Below are 18386 nucleotides of genomic sequence, written 5' to 3'. Positions count from 1 at the left end.
TTCCCACACCCCTACAACGCCGACGTCAACCCAGGCCGAACCCGAGGCGCCGGGTACGGCCGCATCCTCGCGCGCAGCGGAATCAGCGATCACCGTCGGCACAGATCCAATCTATGCGAAGTATACACTTTCGAAATTATGCAATCAGCGTATTGATTCTAGCAGCCGGGCCATCGGCCACAGCCGGGCCCGCACCGGCAGCACACAACCGACGGCGATGAGCACGATCGGGGGCCGTCGCTGCCCGCATCCGAGACTCACCCACCGCCGCCGATGCGAATTTCGATGAACTGGTTGCTAAATATGGCAATGGCGAAATCACGCAGGCAGATGACTTTGGGCCCTTCCGGCAGCCCGCGGTCCTGGGCATCCTTGCGCTCGGAGCCGGGCGATTCGCAGTCCCGGGGCGAGTGAGGTGGACAGGGTGTTGCGTGCACGTGAGACGTGGTCGCCGGCGGCGTTTCCAGACATCGTTGTGCTCACCAACGGCCGCGTTCCAACCCTCGAACGGGAGAGAGTGGCGGGTTCGGTCGGCCGTTTGCTGATGCGCTGTCGAGTCGACGGGTCCGCCCGGATACGGATGACCGCGTCCGATTGCGATGGCGGACCAATTCTGGCGCAGGTCAATACCGAGCCGGCGGGCACGCCCGTGCGAGTGCAAACCATCATCCAGGGACATGGCGACGCCTTGCCGGTGCTCATACGCCTCGAGCGGCAGTTGCGAACCGTCCGCAAGGCGTGGTCACCACGGCCGTGGCCGGACCCGGCCCGAGCACCGTTGGATGCACCCGGTCCGGGGATTCTCGTGCGGCGCAAGACCGTTGCGTTGCACACGACTGAACCGCTCACCGCCGCACTCATCATGGACACGATGGATTACGACGTGCATCTGTTCACCGACGCCGAGACCGACCAGGAGGCGATCGTCTACCGCGCCCAGCCGTCCGGACTGCGACTGGCCCGCCAGCACCATGTCCATCCACCACGTGCCGCGGTGGCAGCAGGTGCCGCACCGATACCACTGACCACCTGTCCGCATCCCGCGCTCGCACTGACGGAGCCCGAGGCCGCCGACCGCGTTCGCGAGCACGGGCTGCCGTTCTTGTTCTACACAGACCTCGATACCGGACGGGGGCATCTCGTCTACCGCCGCTACGACACCGGCCTCGGCCTGATCAGGCCCGCCGTCGATGCCGCAACTATTCGATCGTGACCGAGGCCGCGACCAGCCGAGCCGCGCAACAGTTCTGAGCCTCCGCATCCCCAACGACGGCCAGCCGTTCGATGGCCACCGCAGCGACCCGGACCCGCTACAGGTCGTTTCCGGCATAAGCCAGGTTGAAGCTCTTATTGACCAATGGGAAATCCGGAACAATGGTGTCGCTCATGGCGACCGGCACCGCGGGCCAATTGAACCAGGACGGGTCGACGATCTTCGCGCGGGTCAGTATGCCCTCGTCGTTGATCTCGACGCGGTGCACTATGGTGCCGCGCCAGCCTTCCACGATGCCCACACCGCTGCTCGAACGCTCGATACCGCCGGCGGCGCACTGGAATTCCAGCGTTCCGCGATGAGCGCGCGCCAGTTCGGCGGTGAGGGTCGCCGAGCTCGCGAATTCGTCACGGCGCACGGCGTAACGGGCGAGCACATCGCCCCCATCGCCGGACACCTCGGTGACGGGCAGGTCGACGAAGGGGTGATCGAGACGGGCATCGGTGGCGAGGCCGCTGGCGCGGGCGACGTAACCGAGGCACCCGAGGGCGCGCGCATCGTCGGCGGCGAGTATGCCGGTGCCGGCGAAACGGTCGTAGACAACCGCGTTCCGCAGAGCCAGTTCGGCGACCTCGTCGAGGTCAGCCGCGATCGCCGCTAGCTCGGAAGGTACCGGAAGCGCCTGCAACGCAACGCCTCCGGGGTGGATCGCTCCGCGCAGCAAACGGTGGCCGGTGACGGTGGCGTTGATCCGCAGCAAGCGTTCGCGGATGCGCTGGGCGTGGGCGTTGGCCAAGCCGAAGCCGACATCGTTGGCCAGCGCCCCGAGATCGGCGGCATGGTTGTAGAGCCGTTCGAGCTCGATCAGCATCGCCCGCAACCGGTGGACATGCTCGGGAACGTCGATCCCGCACGCATCTTCGACGGCCATGCAGTGGGCCAGGGCGTGAGCGGCGGAGGTGTCACCGCTGATGCGCTCGGCCAAATCCACCGCGCCCAGCGCGGATCGGCCATGGAAGAGACGTTCGATGCCGCGATGGACGTACCAGAGCCGGGCTTTGAGCCGCACCACCGTCTCCCCGACCACCGAGAACCGGAAATGGCCGGGTTCGATCAGGCCGGCGTGTACGGGACCGACCGGGATCTCATATACGCCATCACCGGCGACGGTCAGGAACCGCAACTGTCCCGAGCCTCCGAAATCGGGGACTTGCGCGGCGTCGTTCCGCATGGGATGCCAGTCCTCGGGCCAGTGCGCATGCCGCACGAGCCGCCGGGCCCGCGGGTGGCCGAGCAGCCGAATCCCGTACAGGTCCATCATCTCCCGCTCGAATCGCCCGGCAGGAAAGGACATGTACGCCAGCGATCGCAACGCCGGTTCGGTTGCGGGCAGCAGGAATTCCAGCTCGATGCGGCGATCGGGCCGCCCGGCCAGGAACAGGTACACGATGCGCAGTGCCGGCCCGTCGTCGTGGGCGGCGACCAGGGCCAGCCGGTAGCCGTCGCCGAGGAGTTCTTCGGCGGTATAGGCGAGTTCGTCGCCGGACACGATGCGGCGCAGCCGCGGCGGGAAGGTCATCGCATCACCTGGGTTGCGGCGGTGGTGAACAGATCGATCAGCGGCCCGGCGGTGATGCCGAGTATCAGCGCCGCGATGATGCCGATGACGAGTGTCGTGGCCACGGAGACGGGCACGAGGATCGGTGGCGCGTCGGCCGGTGTGCCGCCCAGCAGGATTCGGCTGGAGTTGCGGACGAGCGCGGCGTAGGCGATGGCTATCAACACCACGGCCAGGGCGAGCGCCCAGGCCAGGCGGGCGTTGGTGAGCGCGCGGGCGATGGCCAGCTCACTGGCGAACATGGCGAAGGGCGGCAGGCCCACCAGGATCACCATGCCGGTCGCGAAAGCTGTTCCCACGAGCCGGGATCGAGAGATCACCCCCGACATGGCGGCGATCGCGGTGGAGTCGTGGGCAGCCTGCAGCGGCCCGGTGGACAGGAACAGCACGGTCTTGCCGATGCCGTGCGCGAGGACGTGCAGCAGCAGCGCCGCGATCGCGAGCTCGGTGCCCGCCGCGGCGGCGATCGCGATCAGCCCCATGTTCTCCATCGACGAATAGGCCAGCATCCGTTTGACATCCCGGGTCACCGTCAGCATGAGCGCGGCGATCAGCAGCGTCGCCAACCCCACGATCAGCAGACCGGACCGGAGGAAGCCGGGGCCGGTGGCGGGGTCGACGATCGCCTTCAGACGCAGCAGCACCGAGAACGCCACCGACAGCAGCACTCCGCTCATCAAGGCGGACACCGGGGCCGGCGCTTGGCTGTGCGCATCGGCGAGCCAGGTGTGGAACGGCACCAGACCGACCTTCGCGCCGTAGCCGACGAGGAGCAAGGCTCCCGCGATCCGGGTGACGGCGGGGTCGAGCCGGTCGGCGCCGGCGCGCAGCATGTCCAGATCCAGGGCGTGCTCGGTGGGCGCGCCCGCATGGCGGGCGGCGAAGTACAGCAGCACGGTGCCCAGGAAGGCGACGACGATGCCCACCGAGCAGATCACCACGTACTTCCAGGTCGCCTCCAGCGCGGACCGGGTGCGGCGATGCCCGACCAGAAAGGCCGTGACGATGGTGGTGGCTTCGACGGCCACCCAGGTAACGCCGATATTGTTGGCGCACACCGCGATAACCATGGCCGCCAGGAACGCCGGAACCAGCGCGGCGTAGATCCGAGCCCCGTCCGCGTCGGTGTGACCGTGGGCGAGTTCGGCGTCGATGTAGCCGATCCCGGCCCAGGCGGCCAGGGTACCGACCACACCGATGACGCCCAGCATGGTCACCGACAGGGCATCGGCGCGCAGCAGACCGTCCACCAGCACATGCTCGGTGGCATGGAGTCGAATTCCGAGGAACGTGGCGCATCCGAGCACCGTCGCCGCGCTCGCGGCGGTGAACACGGCGGTGGCGCGCCGCCATCCGAACAACAGTCCGGCCAGCGCGGCGGCGACCGGGGTGAGGATCGCGATCAGGATCAGTGCGGTCATCAGTCGTGCAGCTCCCGCAACTGGTCCAGGTCCGCACCACCGAAGGCGCGCCGCAGTCGGCCGGTGAGGACCCCGATCACCGCGACGGCGAAGAACACATCGAGCGAGACGCCCAGCTCGACGATCAACGGCACCCCGGCGGTGAGCAGGAACGCGGTGGCCGCGATCCCGTTGTCCAGCATGAGGAATCCAGCCGCCTGTGAAATCGCGTGACGACGGGTGGCCATGACGAACAACGCGATGAGCACGACCGCGAACGCGGCGGGCACCGCCGCGGTCTCCGATCCCAGTTCGAGCGCGACCAGCGGCCGGGTCACGGCCAAGGCCACCACGGTGAGCACGGCTGCGACCAGTAGCGACGAGGCGGTGTTCACCAAAGGCGTGGCCTCGCGGTACTCGCGCCGCTCCGCGCCGGCGACCCGAGCCAGCAGCAGTGGCAGCGCCACGGCCCGCAGGCCCAGCACCACGACGCCGACCACGATCAGGGCGAGATCACCGCGGTGCAGTCCCTGCACGAACGGGATCACCGCGAGCGCGACCCCCTGCACCGCGAGCAGGCGTGTGATGGCCCGCAGGTCGCGCCGCCACACGACGAACACCGCCGCCAATACCAAACCGCCGGCGGCGAAATCGAGCACACTGACATACACCGAATCGGTCACCGATGCTCCGTTCTGTCGAATCACCCATGCGGGGCGAAGAAGTTCGCCGCCGTCACCGCCAGCAAGGCCAACAGGAACGAACCCGCCAGCAGCTCCGGCACCCGGAACAACCGCAGCTTCGCGATGAACACCTCCGCCGCCGCCAGCGCCACCGCCAGCACCGTCACCTTCACCGCGATGGCGAGCACCCCGACCACCACGGCCGGCACGCTCGGGACGGCGCCCGCGATCCCCCACGGCAGGAACAGGTTTGCCAGCAGCGCCAGCAACACTGTCAGCCGCATAGCGCTCGCCCACTCGATCAGCGCGAGTCTCGGACCGGCGTACTCGAGCACCATTGCCTCGTGCACCATCGTCAATTCCAGATGGGTGGCCGGATTGTCCACCGGCAGCCGCCCGGTCTCCGCGATGATCACGATCACCAGTGCCGCCGCGGCCAGCAGCCCCGCCGGTGACGCCACCCGGCTCGGATGGTCGAGCGTATTCGCCACCAGCGCACCGAGATTCGACGAACCCGCCGGAACGGACAGGGCGAACACCGACAACAGGATCGTTGGTTCGACCAGGGCGGCGATGACGGTCTCACGGCTGGCTCCCATACCGCCGAACGCGGTACCGGTGTCCAAGCCCGCCAGCGTCAAGGCGACCGTCCCGAGAAGCAGCAACCCGACCACGGCGAACAGGTCGGCCGCACCGTCGAGCGGTGAGCCGGTCGCCACCAGCGGCGCGACGGCCGCGATCAGCAGCGTCGTGCCCGCGAGAATCGCTGGGGCGAACGCGAATACGAGCGTAGTGCCTTCCGGGGTGATCGACTGCTTGGCGAGCTGCTTGCGCAGATCCCGCCATGGCTGCCATATCCCGGCTCCGGCGCGGCCCTCGGCACGCGCCCGCACCTGCCGCATCACACCGAGTACCACGGGAGCACCGGCGATCACGAGGCCGATCTGCGCGACGCCGGCCGCGTAGGACATCACCGTCACCTCGCCACCACCAATGCGATCAGCACGCCGATCGCGCCGTAAGCCAGATACAGATGCACACTGCCGGTGTGGGCGCGCGCCACCACCAGCGCCATGATTCGGACAGCCCGGATGACGGGCCGATACAGCCGCGTCTCCACCGTGTCCGAAATCCGTGCCCGGTAGGCGACCTTCTCGACCAGATAGCGGGATTCGGCCAGGTGCGTGATCTCGATGTCGGTGTCGGGGCGCAGCACATCATCGAACACCCGCTGCATCGGTTCGCCGAAGGACGTTGCCGTGTACTGCATCCGGGCATTCGGCTGATCCGCACCGCACGACCACAACGGCAATACTGCCGGGGCAGGCCGCCGTGCCGACCGCCACCGAGTCACCGCGACCGCCGCGAGCACCGCCACGGCCAGCGCGCCCGCGATCACCGGAGGCGCAATCGACCCCGCCAGGCCCGGAAGCCGCACCGTCACACCGAAACCGGTGAACTCCGCCGCGCGGGAGGTCGGCAGCACCTCGAGCACCCGGCGCAGCACGGGGCCGACCACCAGCGGAGCCACCCCCAGCCCGACGCAGGCGCTCGCCGCGACCAGCATTCCCGCGCGCATGGAGATCGGGGCCTCACGGGCACCGGACGCCGCGTCCGAGCGCGGACGGGCCAGGAACCCTACGCCGAACGCCTTCACCATCGTCGCGACTCCCAGGCCGGCGGTCAACGCGACCGCTCCGACCGCGAGCGGTGCGGCCAGGGTCACCATCGGGTCGTCGTGCGGCGCGGAGTGAATCAACGATTGCACCAGCAACCATTCACTGACGAACCCCGCACCCAGCGGCAGTCCCGAAGCGCCGAGCGCGGCGATGCCGAACAATGCCGTCGTCACCGGCATCCGCCGGGCGAGTCCGCCCAACTGGTCGAGATCACGCACGCCTGTCGCGGCGAGCACCGACCCGGCGGCAAGGAAACCGAGGCATTTGAAGGCGGCGTGTGCCATCAGGTGCAACATCGCCGCCGCCGTCGCCACCGTCGCGGCGCTGGTCGCGCCCGCATCGCTGAGCAGCACCGCCGCGCCGATCGCCAGGACCACCAAACCCATGTTCTCGGTGGTCGAAAACGCGAGCAGCCGTTTGAGATCCGTGGCCACCGAGGCCTGCAGCACGCCGTAGAGGGCGGTCGCGCCGCCGAGCACCAGGAGCACCAGGCCCCACCATCTGGGCGCTGGTGCGAACAGCATCACGTCGAATCGGACGATTCCGTAAATGCCGAGGTTCACCATGGCCGCGCTCATCAGCGCCGACACCGGGCTCGGTGCCTCCGGATGCGCCCGTGCAAGCCACGCGTGCAGCGGGACCAGGCCTGCCTTCGAGCCGAAACCCGCGACCGTGAGCGCGAACACGGTCCCCCGGACGCCCTCCGGCAACCCGGTGATCTCGGTGAAACGGTCGGCGCCGCCCGCAGCAGCGGCGGCCACCAGCAGGCCGAGCAGGATCGCGGCAAACCCGAGCTGGGTCATGACCGCGTAGAAGACGCCCGCACGCCGGGCCGCGGCACGGCGATGTTCGGCCAGCACCAGAATCAGCGAGGCGACGGCCATCGACTCCCACAGCAGCAAGAACGTCGTGACCGATCCAGCGGCCGGCACCACCAGCATGGCCGCCACGAACACCGGCAGGATCAGCAGCGGAAACGGCTCCATGTGGCCACGCGCATACCCGATCAGATAGATGCCGACGGGTACCGCCACCGCACCGGTCAACGCCGTGAAGAACCCGCCGACCCGGTCGAGGTCCAGGTACACCCCCGACAGCGGCAGCAACCAGCCGATCGTCACCGAGCGCGACGCACCGAAAACACCGGCGAGCCCAGCCACGACACCCACGACGCCGAGCAGCGCCGTGACGGCACCGGCCGCCACCGCATCGAGCCGGTTACGCCGCCCGGTATCCGGCGCGTGAGAGGAGGTGTCGACAACCGTCGGGGCGGTCATCGCCCGGTCACCGAACGCAGCGCGGCGACGATACGGTCCGGCGACGGCGGACAGCCGGCGATCTCCACATCGACGTCGACCACCTCACCGACCGCGCCCACCACTCCGTAGGCGTCGGCGAACACTCCGCGGTGCAACGCGCAGTCCCCGCAGGCGATCACCAATCGCGGCGCAGGCGTCGCGGCATGGGTGCGGCGCAGCGCCTCGGCCATATTGCGGGTCACCACGCCCGTCACCAGCAGCGCATCCGCGTGTCGCGGAGACGCGACCAGTCGCGCGCCGTACCGCTCGGCGTCGTACACCGGCCCGAACGCCCCGGAGATCTCGACCTCGCACCCGTTGCACGACCCGGCGTCGACATGCCGGAGTTGCAGTGAACCACGCACGGCCGCGGGCGCTTCCTCCAATGTGGGCGCCGCCGGGACCGGTTCGGCCACGCGGCCGACCCGCAGAATTTTCCGCACCCAGCTCACGGCGCGCTCTGTCGTTCGCTCATCGCGGTCATCCGGCCGCATACGGATCCATCAGACACAGTTAGAGGTCTACCAGACCACGATCAGCAATCTCTCCGATTTCGAATACACGCAATCAGTTCGCCGGTCCGAGCCACCGGCCGGCAAGTCGACTTCTTCGGAATCCTGCATCTCCTGAACCGCACGTACCACCCGGCCGCTGGCGAGCCTGGCTGATCAACCCCTGGGGGGCGCATCGGCCCGGCCGCCGACCTCGAACCCTCAACCAGGCCGCGCGAGGCCGGATCGACTTGGACAACCTGCCGTGGGCGGCCGCCATACAGGTCAGCGCGCAGTGGATCCGTTACACCACAGCAACTTTCGTTGAGCGCGAGTTCGGGTATGCGGTAGCGCGAGCAGATGCCGGCCACGCCGAACCCGGCCGCATGGACGGACCGACCCTCGTCCATGTACGTGCGTCCCTCGCCGAAGTAGCCCAGGCGTTGGAAGCCAGCACCGGCGAGACCCACCCACTGGCACGACTCGCCGCCGGCATGTGACTGCACCCAAGTCCTTCACCGCTTCGGTTCCCCCTGTGACCGCAGCACCGGCTCAGAGTGACGGCATGATCCCGAAACCTGTGCAAGATCGCTCATACGAAGGGACTGAAGTAACGTGCCATCACATGAGTGAGAACTTGGCGGGTAAGAGTGCACTGGTCACCGGGGCGAGCCGGGGTATCGGGTTCGCGGTGGCGGCGGAACTGCTGGCTCGGGGGGCCAATGTGGTGATCTCCGCTCGGAAGCCCGAGCCGCTGGAGGAAGCGGCGGAGAAGCTGCGGGGGCTGGGGCACGCGGGGAAGGTGGTGGCGGTCGCTGGGAATTCCGGGGATGCGGCGGCTCGGGCCGAGCAGGTCGCTACCGCGGTGGCGCAGTTCGGGTCGCTGGACGTGCTGATCAACAACACCGGCATCAATCCGGTGTACGGGTCGCTCATGGAGGCCGACCTGGAAGCCGTACGCAAGATCTTCGACGTGAATGTCGTTGCGGCGCTGGGGTATGTACAGGAGGCGTACAAGGCCTGGATGGGTGCGCACGGCGGTGCGGTGGTGAACGTGGCCAGCGTCGCGGGGCTGCGGTCGACCGGCGTGATCGCCGCGTACGGGGCGTCGAAGGCGGCGCTCATTCGGCTCACCGAGGAACTGTCGTGGCAGTTGGGGCCGAAGATCCGGGTGAACGCGGTGGCGCCCGGCGTGATCAAGACCAAGTTCGCCGACGCGCTGTACTCGGCGGACGAGGAGGCTGCGGCGGCGGTCTACCCGATGAAGCGGCTCGGGTCGCCGGAGGATGTGGCGCAGTTGATCGGGTTCCTCGCGTCCGACGAGTCGGCGTGGATCACCGGGACGACGATCCGCGTGGACGGCGGCCTGCTGGCCACCGGCGGCATCTGAGCGTCGGAATCGAAAAGACGTGCCCGGCACCGGGATTCGGTGCCGGGCACGGTCATGCCGGGGAGAACATCGCCGGTCAGCGGAAGGCGAGGGCGCCGAGAGTGTCGCTGTTGCGGTACTGGAGGTACTTGCTGACGGTGGCCTCGTCGACCGCCGCGGTGGCGGTGGCGACAGTGACGACGACGAATTTGCTCTGGCTGCCGTCGCGCCACTTGCCGGTCTCGAAGTCGGCGATGTAGCTGCCGTCGGGCAGCTCCAGGTCGGTGTCCTCGAACTGGTTGTGCGCGGCGGACGCCTTGGCGTCGTCGGACATGGTGAGGACCAGCTGGGTGAGCATGAGCCCGCCGCTCTCGGCCTTCCACGCCATGGACGAGGCGCGCTTGCAGCCCAGGCCGGTCATCTTCCCGGCCTTCTCGATCGGGGCGCAGGAGTCGAAGTCCTGGCCGGTCACGTAGGTGGCGTGCAGGGCGACGTCACCGAGCTTGAAGTTCCAGTCCTTGCCGTACTCGGTGTAGCTGAAGCGGCTGCCACCGGGCGCGGCCTTGGAGGTGGTCGCGGTGGTCCGGGGCGGGGCCGAGGTGGCGGGCACCAGGGTCGGGCTCTCGGTAGTGGAGGTGGCGCCGGCCTGGGTGGCGTCGTCGCCGCCGGAGACGAGCACGATCGCGCCGACCGCCACCGCCAGCAGCACGACCGCGCCCAGCACCACGCCGATGATCAGCCCGGTGTTCGACTTCGGCTGCTGCGGCGGATAACCCGGCTGCTGCGGGAAACCGGGCGCGGGCGGGAAGCCAGGCTGGCCGGGCTGCTGCTGGCCGTACGCCAAGCTCTGCGCGAACCCCGGCGGCTGCGTGTACCCGGCGTCCTGCGGTTGTCCCGCCTGCGGATATCCCTGCTGCGCGGGCCAATTCGTCTGTGTCGGCTGCCAGCCCTGGTCGACCGGCTGCTGCCCCGGCCATCCGGGCTGCTGCACCTGGTGCCCACCGGTCCCCTGGGCGGGCTGATCCCACCACGCGGCATCCGACTCGCCGGGGCGCGGCTGCCGGTGGACAGTGGGATCGCCCCCGGATCCGGCTGGTGGATACGTCATCTGATCACCTTTCGCGGACGGCCCGAGCCCTCCCCGGCCCGGCATTCGATTCCCGAAGCGTATGCGGGCGATCCGGCATGATCCAATCACGGGGTGACCGAGGATCTGCTCATCTGCGGCGCGGGCCCGGCGGGACGAGCCCTCGCCCACCGCGCCCTGGCGCACGGGCTGACGGTCACCGTGGTCGATCCGCACCCGCGCCGACGCTGGAAGGCCACCTATGCGGCGTGGGCGGACGAGCTGCCCGCCTGGGTCGGCGACGCGGCGATCGCGACGCGGATCGAACGGCCCGTCGCCTGGACGACCCGCCGCATCGAGATCGATCGATCCTATCTCGTGTTCGACACTGCGGCACTTCAGGATTCGCTCGACATCTCCGGCGCACGCCTGATCCAGGACTCCGTCACCGCCATCGACATCGCGGCCCGCCACCGCCACGACGGACCGGACCTCCCCTCGGTGCGACTCGCCTCCGGCCACACCCTCCCGGCGGGCCGGGTCGTCGACGCGCGCGGCATCCCCCGCTCGCCCGCCCTGGCCGAGCAGACGGCGTACGGCGTGATCATCGACCGCGCCCACTACCCCGACCGGGACTCCTTGTTCATGGACTGGCGTGAAGACAACGGTGCGGCCCCGACCGACCCGCGCTCGTTTCTCTACGCGGTTCCCCTGGACGACGACCGCATCCTCCTGGAAGAGACCTGCCTCGCCGGACGCCCGGCCCTCGACCAACACGCGCTCGAGGCCCGCCTGACCCATCGATTGCGTTCCCGCGGAATCACTCTCACCGGCGCCGAACCCGTCGAACGCGTCCGTTTCCCCGTCCAGGGCGGCAAGCCGAACCGGTCCACGTTCGGCGCGGCGGGAGCCTTCACTCACCCCGCGACCGGTTACAGCGTCGCCACGTCACTGCGCCTGGCCGACACCGTCCTCGCCGGAGAATCGGTGTGGCCCGCCTCGGCCCGAGCCGTACACCTGTTGCGCCAGGCCGGATTACGCGCCCTGCTGGCGCTTCCGCCCGCCGAGCTGCCGCTCTTCTTCGACGCCTTCTTCGCGCTGCCGGTCCCCGCCCAGCGGGCCTATCTGTCCGGCCGCGACGATCTTCGCGGCACCGCGGCGGCCATGGCGGCACTGTTCGCGGCGCTGCCCTGGCGGCTACGGCGCGTCCTCGCGGCCCGGGTCGCCCTCCCGACCAGATAGCTCTCAGATCAGGTAGGGGATCATCGCCTTGCGGTCGCTCGGATAGTCCTCGAACCGCTCGCGGTACCACCGATGCGTGGACACCGCCCGCGGCAGCAGGTTGGCCACGGTGAACAATACGAACACCAGCCCCGCCCACGTCCACGACATGAGCGCCCACCCCACCCACAGCACCAGCTCGCCGAAGTAGTTCGCGCTCGACACCCAGCGGAACGCGCCGCCGTAGGGGATGCGGTAGCCGGTGAATCCGTCACTGCGCAAGGCGGTCAGCGCGCGGTCGGCATGGAAGTTGATCGCCCACCCCGCCACGGCCACGACCAGTCCGACGAGGAAGCGCGGGTCGGTGAACCATCCGGAGTCCCGCAGGTGCTGCGCGTCGGCGACGGCGTATCCGTTGACGAACCCGTTGGCCGCGTTGAACACCATTCCGAACGCGATCCCGTACACGGGAAATCCCTTGCTGGACGCTCGCAGCAGCGGATAGATCAGCCCGCGATAGAGGTAGTGCACCTGCCACAGCGCGTAGAGCACCACCGCCGGGGGCTGCGGATCCTTCACGACCAACCAGAACGTGACGGTGAACGCCCACCACTGCGGATTCTCGAACAACAGCCACGCCCACGGCCCGCGCACCGCGAATCGCTCACCGTCCTTGGCGAACCGCCCGTAGGGGTTGGTGTAGCCGAACCCGCTGGCGAACGTGATCACCGTGAGGATGATCAGAAGCTCGAGCACGAAGTGAAAAGCGTCCCGCATGCCTAGTACATACCCTCCTTCGTCCCGGTAAACAATCAAGCACTTGCTTGGTATCAGCCGGTTCGCTATGAACAGTGAGTAGCAACCGAGGAGGAATCGTGGACGACTTCAGTCATCGAGCGGGCGCCGCGCTGGTGCTCGGCGCGAGCGGCGGGCTCGGTGGAGCGTGCGCGCGGATGCTCCTCGAACGCGGCAGCGACCTCGCCCTGACCTACTACCGCTCCCCCGGCGCACTCGATGGGCTCCGGTCCGCCGCGGCAGCGGGCGGACGCCGCGCCGCCACCTGGCAACTCGACCTCGCCGACTCCGCCCGCACCGGTGAGGTGGTCGCGCAGGCGGCCGAGCAACTCGGCGGCATCCACACCCTGATCTACGCGGCGGGCCCGCACGTGCCGATGCGTCACCTCAGCAAGGTCGAACCGGCCGACTTCCGCAGCCAGATCCTCGACGACGTGTCCGGATTCTTCAATGCCGTCCACGCGGTCCTCCCGCACCTGCGGGCGAGCAAGGGCAGCATCGTCGCCATCACCACCGCCGGAACCGCGCGATTCCCCGTGCGGGACGGCATGTCCATCGCCCCCAAGGGCGCGGTCGAGGCTCTGGTGCGTGGAATCGCCGCCGAGGAGGGCAGATTCGGTGTGCGCGCCAACTGTGTCGGCCCGGGCATGACCACAGACGGCATGGCCGACCGCCTCATCGCCTCCGGCGATCTGGACGACCACGCCCTCGAAGTCACCAGGAACAACATCCCGCTGCGCCGCTTCGGCGACGCCCAGGACATCGCCGAGGCGGTCTGCTTCCTCGCCTCGGACCGCGCCGACTTCATCAGCGGCCAGAAGCTGGACATCGACGGCGGCTACAGCGTCTAGCCGCCCAGGACGAGGACAACCCCATGACCGATCACGCCGAGCAGATCCGATCACTGCTCGCCCACCTGTCCCATCTCGCCGACGAAGGGCCCATCGCCGACTATTTCGAGCACTACACGGCGGACGCCGTCTGGGAGCGCGCGGGCGACCCGCAGTCCGGCGTCGCACCGCAGATCTTCCGGGGCGCAACGGAGATCGCCGCCAGTGCGCAGGCCCGGCGCGATGCGGGCATCGCCGGTCCGGGAACCAGGACCCGGCACGTGACGAGCTGCACGGTCATCACGCTGCTGGGACCGGATTCCGCACGGGCGGAGTCTGTTTGGCAGTTCTTCGCCGACACCACGACCGCGCCCCGCCTGGCCGGCATGGGCAGATACCACGACACCCTGGTCCTGGTCGACGGCCGCTGGCGCGTCTCGGTCCGCTCCATCACCAACGGCTGACACCCAAACCGTCCAAATCGCATGTTCCGCGCGTTCGCCAGTGGTTTCCTGGATCCAGTCCAGTACCCCGTATGACGGGAGGTTCCACCGATGTTCGGGCTTCCAGCGACCGGGCACAGTGCCCTGGCGGTAATGAGTGAGGATGCGGCGAATCGGGCGTTACGGGAGCATGCGGATTGTCCGATCACCGTGTGCCCGGCCAAGTTACAGGCCAAGACGTATCTGGTGCGGATGGGCAGACCACCGCGGCGGCCGCCTCGGGATTGAGCGCGGGAACCGCTGACCCCTCATCGGTCAGCGGCTCCCGGCGCGGGGTGGGTGGTCACGGTGGGATCCAGGACCGGAAGCTGGACGGTGAAACGCTCGATCACCCCTCCGGCGGGCAGCGCGGAGCCGCAGTGCCCGTGCGGGGTCCACGGCAGGGCTGCGGCCGGGGCGGCGATCATGCGATCCAGCTCCAATCATGGTCGGGGTCTTGGTATTCCAGGCCGATCCAGCCGTCGTAGCCCGCGGAATCCAGGGCCGCGAACAGGGCTTCGAAGTCGAGGGTGCCGGTGCCGGGGCGGCTACGGGCGGGGGCGTCCGCGATCTGGACGTGCCCGAACCGATCGGCGTAGGTGGCGATCACGGCGAACAGGTCTTCGCCCATCCGGGCGAGATGGTAGAGGTCGCAGAGGAATCGGAGGTTCGGCGCGCCGACCTCGTCGATGACCCGGATCGCGTGGGCGGCGGAGACGATCGGATAGTCGGGCGACTCGATCGAATTCAGCGCCTCGAGCACGACCTGCGCGTCGATGCGCGCGGCGGCATCGGCGGCCAGGCGGAGGTTCCCGAGGGCGAGCTCATCCTGCACCCGAGGGTCCACATCCGGAATCCGGTTGCCGTACAAGGCATTCAGGGACCGGCAGCCCAGCTGTTCGGCCATGCCGACGGTGACGTCGATATTGTCCCGGAACTCGGATTCCCGCCCGGGCACCGAGACCAGGCCGCGGCCCGCGGGCACCAGGTCGATGAAGTTGAGACCGATGAGCCGCACACCGGCGTCGGAGACGGCGGAGACGAACGCGTCGACCTCCTTGTCCCCCGGCACCGGGTTCTCGCCGAACGGCCACCAGAATTCGACGGCGTCGAACCCGGCCGCCTTCGCCGCCGCCGGACGTTCCAGCAGCGGCAGGTCGGCGAACAGGATCGAGCAGTGCGCGTCGAATTTCCGGAGAGCTCCGTCGGCGGTGTACTTCATCGTGTCGATTCCTCCCGGTAGGTGTGCCAGCTGCCGTAATCGGTGATGTCGATGAGCTGCGGGTCGGAGATGACCGGTCGCCGCAGCAGCATGGACAGCACCGAGCGGTTGTCGACCAAGGCAATCACACCGAGTTCCAGTTCCGGCGGCTCGGCCGGGAGCAAGCGGTTGCGCAGCACCTCCATCGGCACGTCGAACAGTTCACCCGTGATCGGCGCACCGCCGTAGGCGACGGGGTGCAGGCCGGGGAAACGGTCGCCGACCGAATAGAACCGGTACTGCGGCGCGGTGGTGACCTCCCCGACGCAGGGCGCGCCCTCGAGCAGGTAGTTCAGGGGTTCGCCGCGCATGGCATCCCCGTTCAGGAAGATCAAAGGCATGACCGTGGGCTCCTCATCGGGTCGGCGGGGCGGGTCAGACGGAGAGCCGCAGGGCGTCCGGGGAGTCCGGCACGATCACCTCCGGCACCGCGACCGCGTCGCGGTGGATCGGTCCGCCGTAGGCGCCCAGGGATATCCCGGTGCCCCCACGGCGGACCGCCACGATCTCGGCGGCGATGGAGACTGCCGTCTCCTCGGGAGTGCGGCCGCCGAGATCCAGTCCGATGGGCGACTTCAGCCGCGCCAGTTCGGCATTCGTCATCCCGACCGCGAGCAGCCGCTGGAGGCGGTCCTCGTGCGTGCGCCGGGATCCCATCGCACCCACGAACGCCACCGGCAGGCGAAGCGCCACTCGCAACAGCGGCACATCGAATTTGGCGTCGTGGGTGAGTACGCAGACCACGGTCCGGGCGTCCACCCGGGTCCGGGCCAGATATTTGTCCGGCCATTCCACGACCACCTCGTCGGCGTCGGGGAAGCGCGCGGGGGTCGCGAAGACCGCCCGCGCGTCACACACCGTGACGTGGTAGCCGAGGAATTTGCCGATCCGGGCCACCGCGGCCGCGAAGTCGATCGCCCCGAAGACGATCATCCGCGGCGGCGGCACATGCGATTCCACGAAGACCGTGATCTCCTCGTCGCCGCAACCGACGGTTCGCACCGCCGTCGCGCCGGCGTCGAGCATGGCCTGGGCTTCGGCGATCACGCGATCGTCGAACTCGTGACCGGAGTTCCACCAGGTGCCCAGCGCCATCACGGCGCCGCTGTCGAGGTCGCGGACCATGGCCACGGCCTCCCCCTCAGCTCGCAGGACCTGTTCCACCGCGGTGCGGTTGGCTTCGGTCACCGACTGGACGAACACCTGGATCGTTCCGCCACAGGTCAATCCGACGGCGAAGGCGTCGGTGTCGCTGTAGCCGAAGGTCTCCCGGATGGTGGCGCCGGTGGCCAGCGACTCACGGCACAACTCGTAGACCGCGCCCTCGACGCAGCCGCCGGAAATGCTCCCGACGACGGTGCCGTCGGCGTCCACGGCCAGGGCCGCGCCGATCGGCCGCGGCGCGGAGCCGCCGATCCCGATGATGGAGGCCACGGCGTAGTCCTTGCCCGCCGCGTGCCATTCCAGTAGTTGTGCCGCGATGTCGCGCATGGCTAGCCTCCCAGGGCCGATTCGATGCCGTTGATACCGAAGTAGGCGACGAAGACGACGCTGACCACGGCCACCAGCCAATGGATTTCGCGGTACTTCCCGCGAGCGAGCTTGATCACGGTGTAGGCGATCAGGCCCGCGCCGACACCGTTGGTGATCGAGTAGGTGAAGGGCATGAGCACGATCGTGATGAAGGCCGGCACCGCGACCTCGAGATCGTTCCAGTCGATCTTGCGGGCCTGCGTCATCATGAGCGCGCCGACCAGCACCAGGGCCGGAGCCGCGGCCTGGATCGGCACCACGGCCGCGATCGGTGTGAAGAAGATGGCGGCGCAGAACAATCCACCGGTGATCACGCTGGCCAGACCGGTACGGGCGCCCTCACCGACACCCGTCGCGGACTCGACGTACACGGTGGAGCCCGCTCCGCCGGACAGGCCGCCGACGATCTGGGCGACACCGTCGGTGGTCAGGATCTTGCCCATGCAGGGCACCTGACCCTTCTCGTCGGTCAGGCCCGCCTCGTCACAGACGCCGAAAACGGTTCCCATGGCGTCGAAGAAGCCGGTCAGCACCAAAGTGAACAGCACCACGGTGGCGGTCACCGCGCCCGCGCCGGCGAAGCCGCCGAACAGGTCGAGGTGGCCGATCAGACCGAAATCGGGAGAGGCGAACAGCGACTTCGGCTTCTCGGGGACGACGGTCCCCCACGCCTTCGGATCGACCTCCGCCATGGCGTTGACCACGATCGCGAGCACCGTGGAGATGGCGATGCTGATCAGGATCGCGCCCGGCACCTTGCGGATGAACAGCGCCAGCATCAGCAGCAGGCCGATCGCGAAGATCACGGTGGGCCAACCGGCCAGATGCCCGTCCACGCCGAGCGTCACCGGCGGACCGCCGGGCGCGCCGTGGCCGACGACCCCGGAGGAGACCAGGCCGATCATGGCGATGAACATGCCGATGCCGACGCCGATGGCGTTCTTCATGGCCAGCGGAATGGCGTTGATGATCATCGTCCGCAGGCCGGTCGCGGCCAGGATGACGATGACGATGCCCATCAGCACCACCAGGCCCATGGCCTGCGGCCAGGTCATGTGCGGCGCGGCCTGATAGGCGACCACGGGGACCAGTCCGAGACCGGCGGCGAGCGCGAGGGGCACATTGCCGACCAGGCCCATGAGGACGGTGGTCAGACCGGCCGAGAAGGCGGTCGTGGTGGTGAGCTGCGCGATGCTGAGCTTGTCGCCGTGTGAGTCGGCGACGCCGCCGAGAATTAGCGGGACCAGCAATATGACATACGCCATAGCGACGAATGTGGTGATGCCGCCACGGATTTCACGGGTTATGGTGGTCTTGCGCTCCGATAGCCTGAAGAACTTCTCGAGCGCGGACCCCCCGGTTTCCGGGGTAGTGATCGGTGACTGAGTCTGGGTCATGGCTGCCCTCCTATGGGCGTAGCCGACCAGCGGCCCGGGGTGCTGGGTAA

At 68.7% G+C, this 18386-nt stretch carries 19 protein-coding genes; 6 read left to right on the top strand and 13 right to left on the bottom strand.

Going from position 1 to position 18386, the window contains the following annotated elements; genetic code table 11:
• Positions 1 to 424: 424 nt before the first annotated feature.
• Positions 425 to 1213: a sigma 54 modulation/S30EA ribosomal C-terminal domain-containing protein gene (locus ACFV4K_RS04820; protein ID WP_379272132.1), complete on the top strand. Its 789-nt coding sequence runs from the start codon at positions 425 to 427 to the stop codon at positions 1211 to 1213.
• A 97-nt stretch (positions 1214 to 1310) separates the two neighbouring features.
• Here ACFV4K_RS04820 and ACFV4K_RS04815 read toward each other — a convergent pair whose 3' ends face one another.
• From ACFV4K_RS04815 to ACFV4K_RS04790, 6 genes are read right to left on the bottom strand one after another with little or no spacing between them, the layout of a single operon-like run.
• Complete coding sequence (locus ACFV4K_RS04815) at positions 1311 to 2792, bottom strand: NADH-quinone oxidoreductase subunit C (RefSeq protein ID WP_379272131.1); 1482 nt, start codon at positions 2790 to 2792, stop codon at positions 1311 to 1313.
• Positions 2789 to 4252 (bottom strand): proton-conducting transporter membrane subunit, encoded by a 1464-nt coding sequence (locus ACFV4K_RS04810; protein WP_379272130.1) that lies wholly within the window; start codon positions 4250 to 4252, stop codon positions 2789 to 2791. Before ACFV4K_RS04810 ends, ACFV4K_RS04815 begins: the two co-directional genes overlap by 4 nt.
• Positions 4252 to 4914, bottom strand: coding sequence for a hypothetical protein (locus ACFV4K_RS04805; protein ID WP_379272129.1), 663 nt, complete (start codon positions 4912 to 4914; stop codon positions 4252 to 4254). Before ACFV4K_RS04805 ends, ACFV4K_RS04810 begins: the two co-directional genes overlap by 1 nt.
• 20 nt (positions 4915 to 4934) lie before the next feature.
• A complete protein-coding gene (locus tag ACFV4K_RS04800; RefSeq protein WP_379272128.1) occupies positions 4935 to 5885 on the bottom strand; it encodes a respiratory chain complex I subunit 1 family protein in 951 nt (316 codons plus the stop codon).
• Positions 5886 to 5890: 5 nt separating this feature from the next.
• Positions 5891 to 7870 (bottom strand): proton-conducting transporter membrane subunit, encoded by a 1980-nt coding sequence (locus ACFV4K_RS04795; RefSeq protein WP_379272127.1) that lies wholly within the window; start codon positions 7868 to 7870, stop codon positions 5891 to 5893.
• Entirely contained in the window at positions 7867 to 8343 is a 477-nt protein-coding gene (locus ACFV4K_RS04790) for an NADH-quinone oxidoreductase subunit B family protein (protein ID WP_379272126.1), read from the bottom strand. Before ACFV4K_RS04790 ends, ACFV4K_RS04795 begins: the two co-directional genes overlap by 4 nt.
• Positions 8344 to 8633: 290 nt before the next feature.
• On the opposite strand from ACFV4K_RS04790, the gene ACFV4K_RS04785 reads away from it, so the two are divergent.
• Positions 8634 to 8882 carry a hypothetical protein gene (locus tag ACFV4K_RS04785; RefSeq protein WP_379272125.1) on the top strand — a complete coding sequence of 83 codons (249 nt, stop codon included), beginning with the start codon at positions 8634 to 8636 and terminating at the stop codon, positions 8880 to 8882.
• 125 nt (positions 8883 to 9007) lie between these two features.
• Positions 9008 to 9772, top strand: a complete 765-nt coding sequence (locus ACFV4K_RS04780; RefSeq protein WP_379272124.1) for an SDR family oxidoreductase — start codon at positions 9008 to 9010, stop codon at positions 9770 to 9772.
• 76 nt (positions 9773 to 9848) lie between these two features.
• Here the strand turns inward: ACFV4K_RS04780 and ACFV4K_RS04775 are convergent, their stop codons facing one another.
• Positions 9849 to 10859, bottom strand: coding sequence for a hypothetical protein (locus ACFV4K_RS04775; protein ID WP_379272123.1), 1011 nt, complete (start codon positions 10857 to 10859; stop codon positions 9849 to 9851).
• A 93-nt stretch (positions 10860 to 10952) separates the two neighbouring features.
• On the opposite strand from ACFV4K_RS04775, the gene ACFV4K_RS04770 reads away from it, so the two are divergent.
• The gene (locus ACFV4K_RS04770; RefSeq protein ID WP_379272122.1) at positions 10953 to 12059 is read left to right on the top strand and encodes a lycopene cyclase family protein; all 1107 of its coding nucleotides are present in this window, start codon (positions 10953 to 10955) and stop codon (positions 12057 to 12059) included.
• A 3-nt stretch (positions 12060 to 12062) separates the two neighbouring features.
• Here ACFV4K_RS04770 and ACFV4K_RS04765 read toward each other — a convergent pair whose 3' ends face one another.
• Positions 12063 to 12815, bottom strand: a complete 753-nt coding sequence (locus tag ACFV4K_RS04765) for a DUF1295 domain-containing protein (protein WP_379272120.1) — start codon at positions 12813 to 12815, stop codon at positions 12063 to 12065.
• 98 nt (positions 12816 to 12913) lie between these two features.
• Between ACFV4K_RS04765 and ACFV4K_RS04760 the strand changes: the two genes are divergently transcribed.
• Both ACFV4K_RS04760 and ACFV4K_RS04755 read left to right on the top strand, forming a co-directional pair.
• The gene (locus ACFV4K_RS04760) at positions 12914 to 13684 is read left to right on the top strand and encodes an SDR family NAD(P)-dependent oxidoreductase (protein ID WP_379272118.1); all 771 of its coding nucleotides are present in this window, start codon (positions 12914 to 12916) and stop codon (positions 13682 to 13684) included.
• A gap of 23 nt (positions 13685 to 13707) precedes the next feature.
• Positions 13708 to 14127 (top strand): nuclear transport factor 2 family protein, encoded by a 420-nt coding sequence (locus ACFV4K_RS04755; protein ID WP_379272116.1) that lies wholly within the window; start codon positions 13708 to 13710, stop codon positions 14125 to 14127.
• Between the two features lie 287 nt (positions 14128 to 14414).
• On the opposite strand, the gene ACFV4K_RS04750 is transcribed toward ACFV4K_RS04755, so the two are convergent.
• Genes ACFV4K_RS04750 through ACFV4K_RS04730 form a run of 5 tightly spaced genes read right to left on the bottom strand, consistent with a single transcriptional unit; the run spans position 14415 to position 18336 of the window.
• Entirely contained in the window at positions 14415 to 14573 is a 159-nt protein-coding gene (locus ACFV4K_RS04750) for a hypothetical protein (protein ID WP_379272114.1), read from the bottom strand.
• Positions 14570 to 15376: a hydroxypyruvate isomerase family protein gene (locus ACFV4K_RS04745; protein ID WP_379272154.1), complete on the bottom strand. Its 807-nt coding sequence runs from the start codon at positions 15374 to 15376 to the stop codon at positions 14570 to 14572. Before ACFV4K_RS04745 ends, ACFV4K_RS04750 begins: the two co-directional genes overlap by 4 nt.
• Positions 15364 to 15747, bottom strand: coding sequence for a gamma-glutamylcyclotransferase (locus tag ACFV4K_RS04740; RefSeq protein WP_379272113.1), 384 nt, complete (start codon positions 15745 to 15747; stop codon positions 15364 to 15366). Before ACFV4K_RS04740 ends, ACFV4K_RS04745 begins: the two co-directional genes overlap by 13 nt.
• Before the next feature lie 34 nt (positions 15748 to 15781).
• Positions 15782 to 16897: an XdhC family protein gene (locus ACFV4K_RS04735; RefSeq protein ID WP_379272111.1), complete on the bottom strand. Its 1116-nt coding sequence runs from the start codon at positions 16895 to 16897 to the stop codon at positions 15782 to 15784.
• Positions 16898 to 16899: 2 nt separating this feature from the next.
• A complete protein-coding gene (locus tag ACFV4K_RS04730) occupies positions 16900 to 18336 on the bottom strand; it encodes an NCS2 family permease (RefSeq protein ID WP_379272109.1) in 1437 nt (478 codons plus the stop codon).
• Between the last annotated feature and the right edge of the window lie 50 nt (positions 18337 to 18386).

It is taken from the genome of Nocardia sp. NPDC059764, from assembly GCF_042732555.1.
Classification (GTDB): Bacteria; Actinomycetota; Actinomycetes; order Mycobacteriales; family Mycobacteriaceae; genus Nocardia.
Note: the sequence above shows the minus strand (reverse complement) of the source record. Positions and strands in the feature narration are given on the sequence as shown.

Coding starts and splice junctions, on each gene's coding strand:
- ACFV4K_RS04815 (WP_379272131.1), bottom strand. CDS start 2,792: ATGACCTTCCCGCCGCGGCTGCGCCGCATCGTGTCCGGCGACGAACTC.
- ACFV4K_RS04810 (WP_379272130.1), bottom strand. CDS start 4,252: ATGACCGCACTGATCCTGATCGCGATCCTCACCCCGGTCGCCGCCGCG.
- ACFV4K_RS04800 (WP_379272128.1), bottom strand. CDS start 5,885: ATGTCCTACGCGGCCGGCGTCGCGCAGATCGGCCTCGTGATCGCCGGT.
- ACFV4K_RS04795 (WP_379272127.1), bottom strand. CDS start 7,870: ATGACCGCCCCGACGGTTGTCGACACCTCCTCTCACGCGCCGGATACC.
- ACFV4K_RS04780 (WP_379272124.1), top strand. CDS start 9,008: ATGAGTGAGAACTTGGCGGGTAAGAGTGCACTGGTCACCGGGGCGAGC.
- ACFV4K_RS04775 (WP_379272123.1), bottom strand. CDS start 10,859: ATGACGTATCCACCAGCCGGATCCGGGGGCGATCCCACTGTCCACCGG.
- ACFV4K_RS04765 (WP_379272120.1), bottom strand. CDS start 12,815: ATGCGGGACGCTTTTCACTTCGTGCTCGAGCTTCTGATCATCCTCACG.
- ACFV4K_RS04755 (WP_379272116.1), top strand. CDS start 13,708: ATGACCGATCACGCCGAGCAGATCCGATCACTGCTCGCCCACCTGTCC.
- ACFV4K_RS04750 (WP_379272114.1), bottom strand. CDS start 14,573: ATGATCGCCGCCCCGGCCGCAGCCCTGCCGTGGACCCCGCACGGGCAC.
- ACFV4K_RS04740 (WP_379272113.1), bottom strand. CDS start 15,747: ATGCCTTTGATCTTCCTGAACGGGGATGCCATGCGCGGCGAACCCCTG.
- ACFV4K_RS04735 (WP_379272111.1), bottom strand. CDS start 16,897: ATGCGCGACATCGCGGCACAACTACTGGAATGGCACGCGGCGGGCAAG.
- ACFV4K_RS04730 (WP_379272109.1), bottom strand. CDS start 18,336: ATGACCCAGACTCAGTCACCGATCACTACCCCGGAAACCGGGGGGTCC.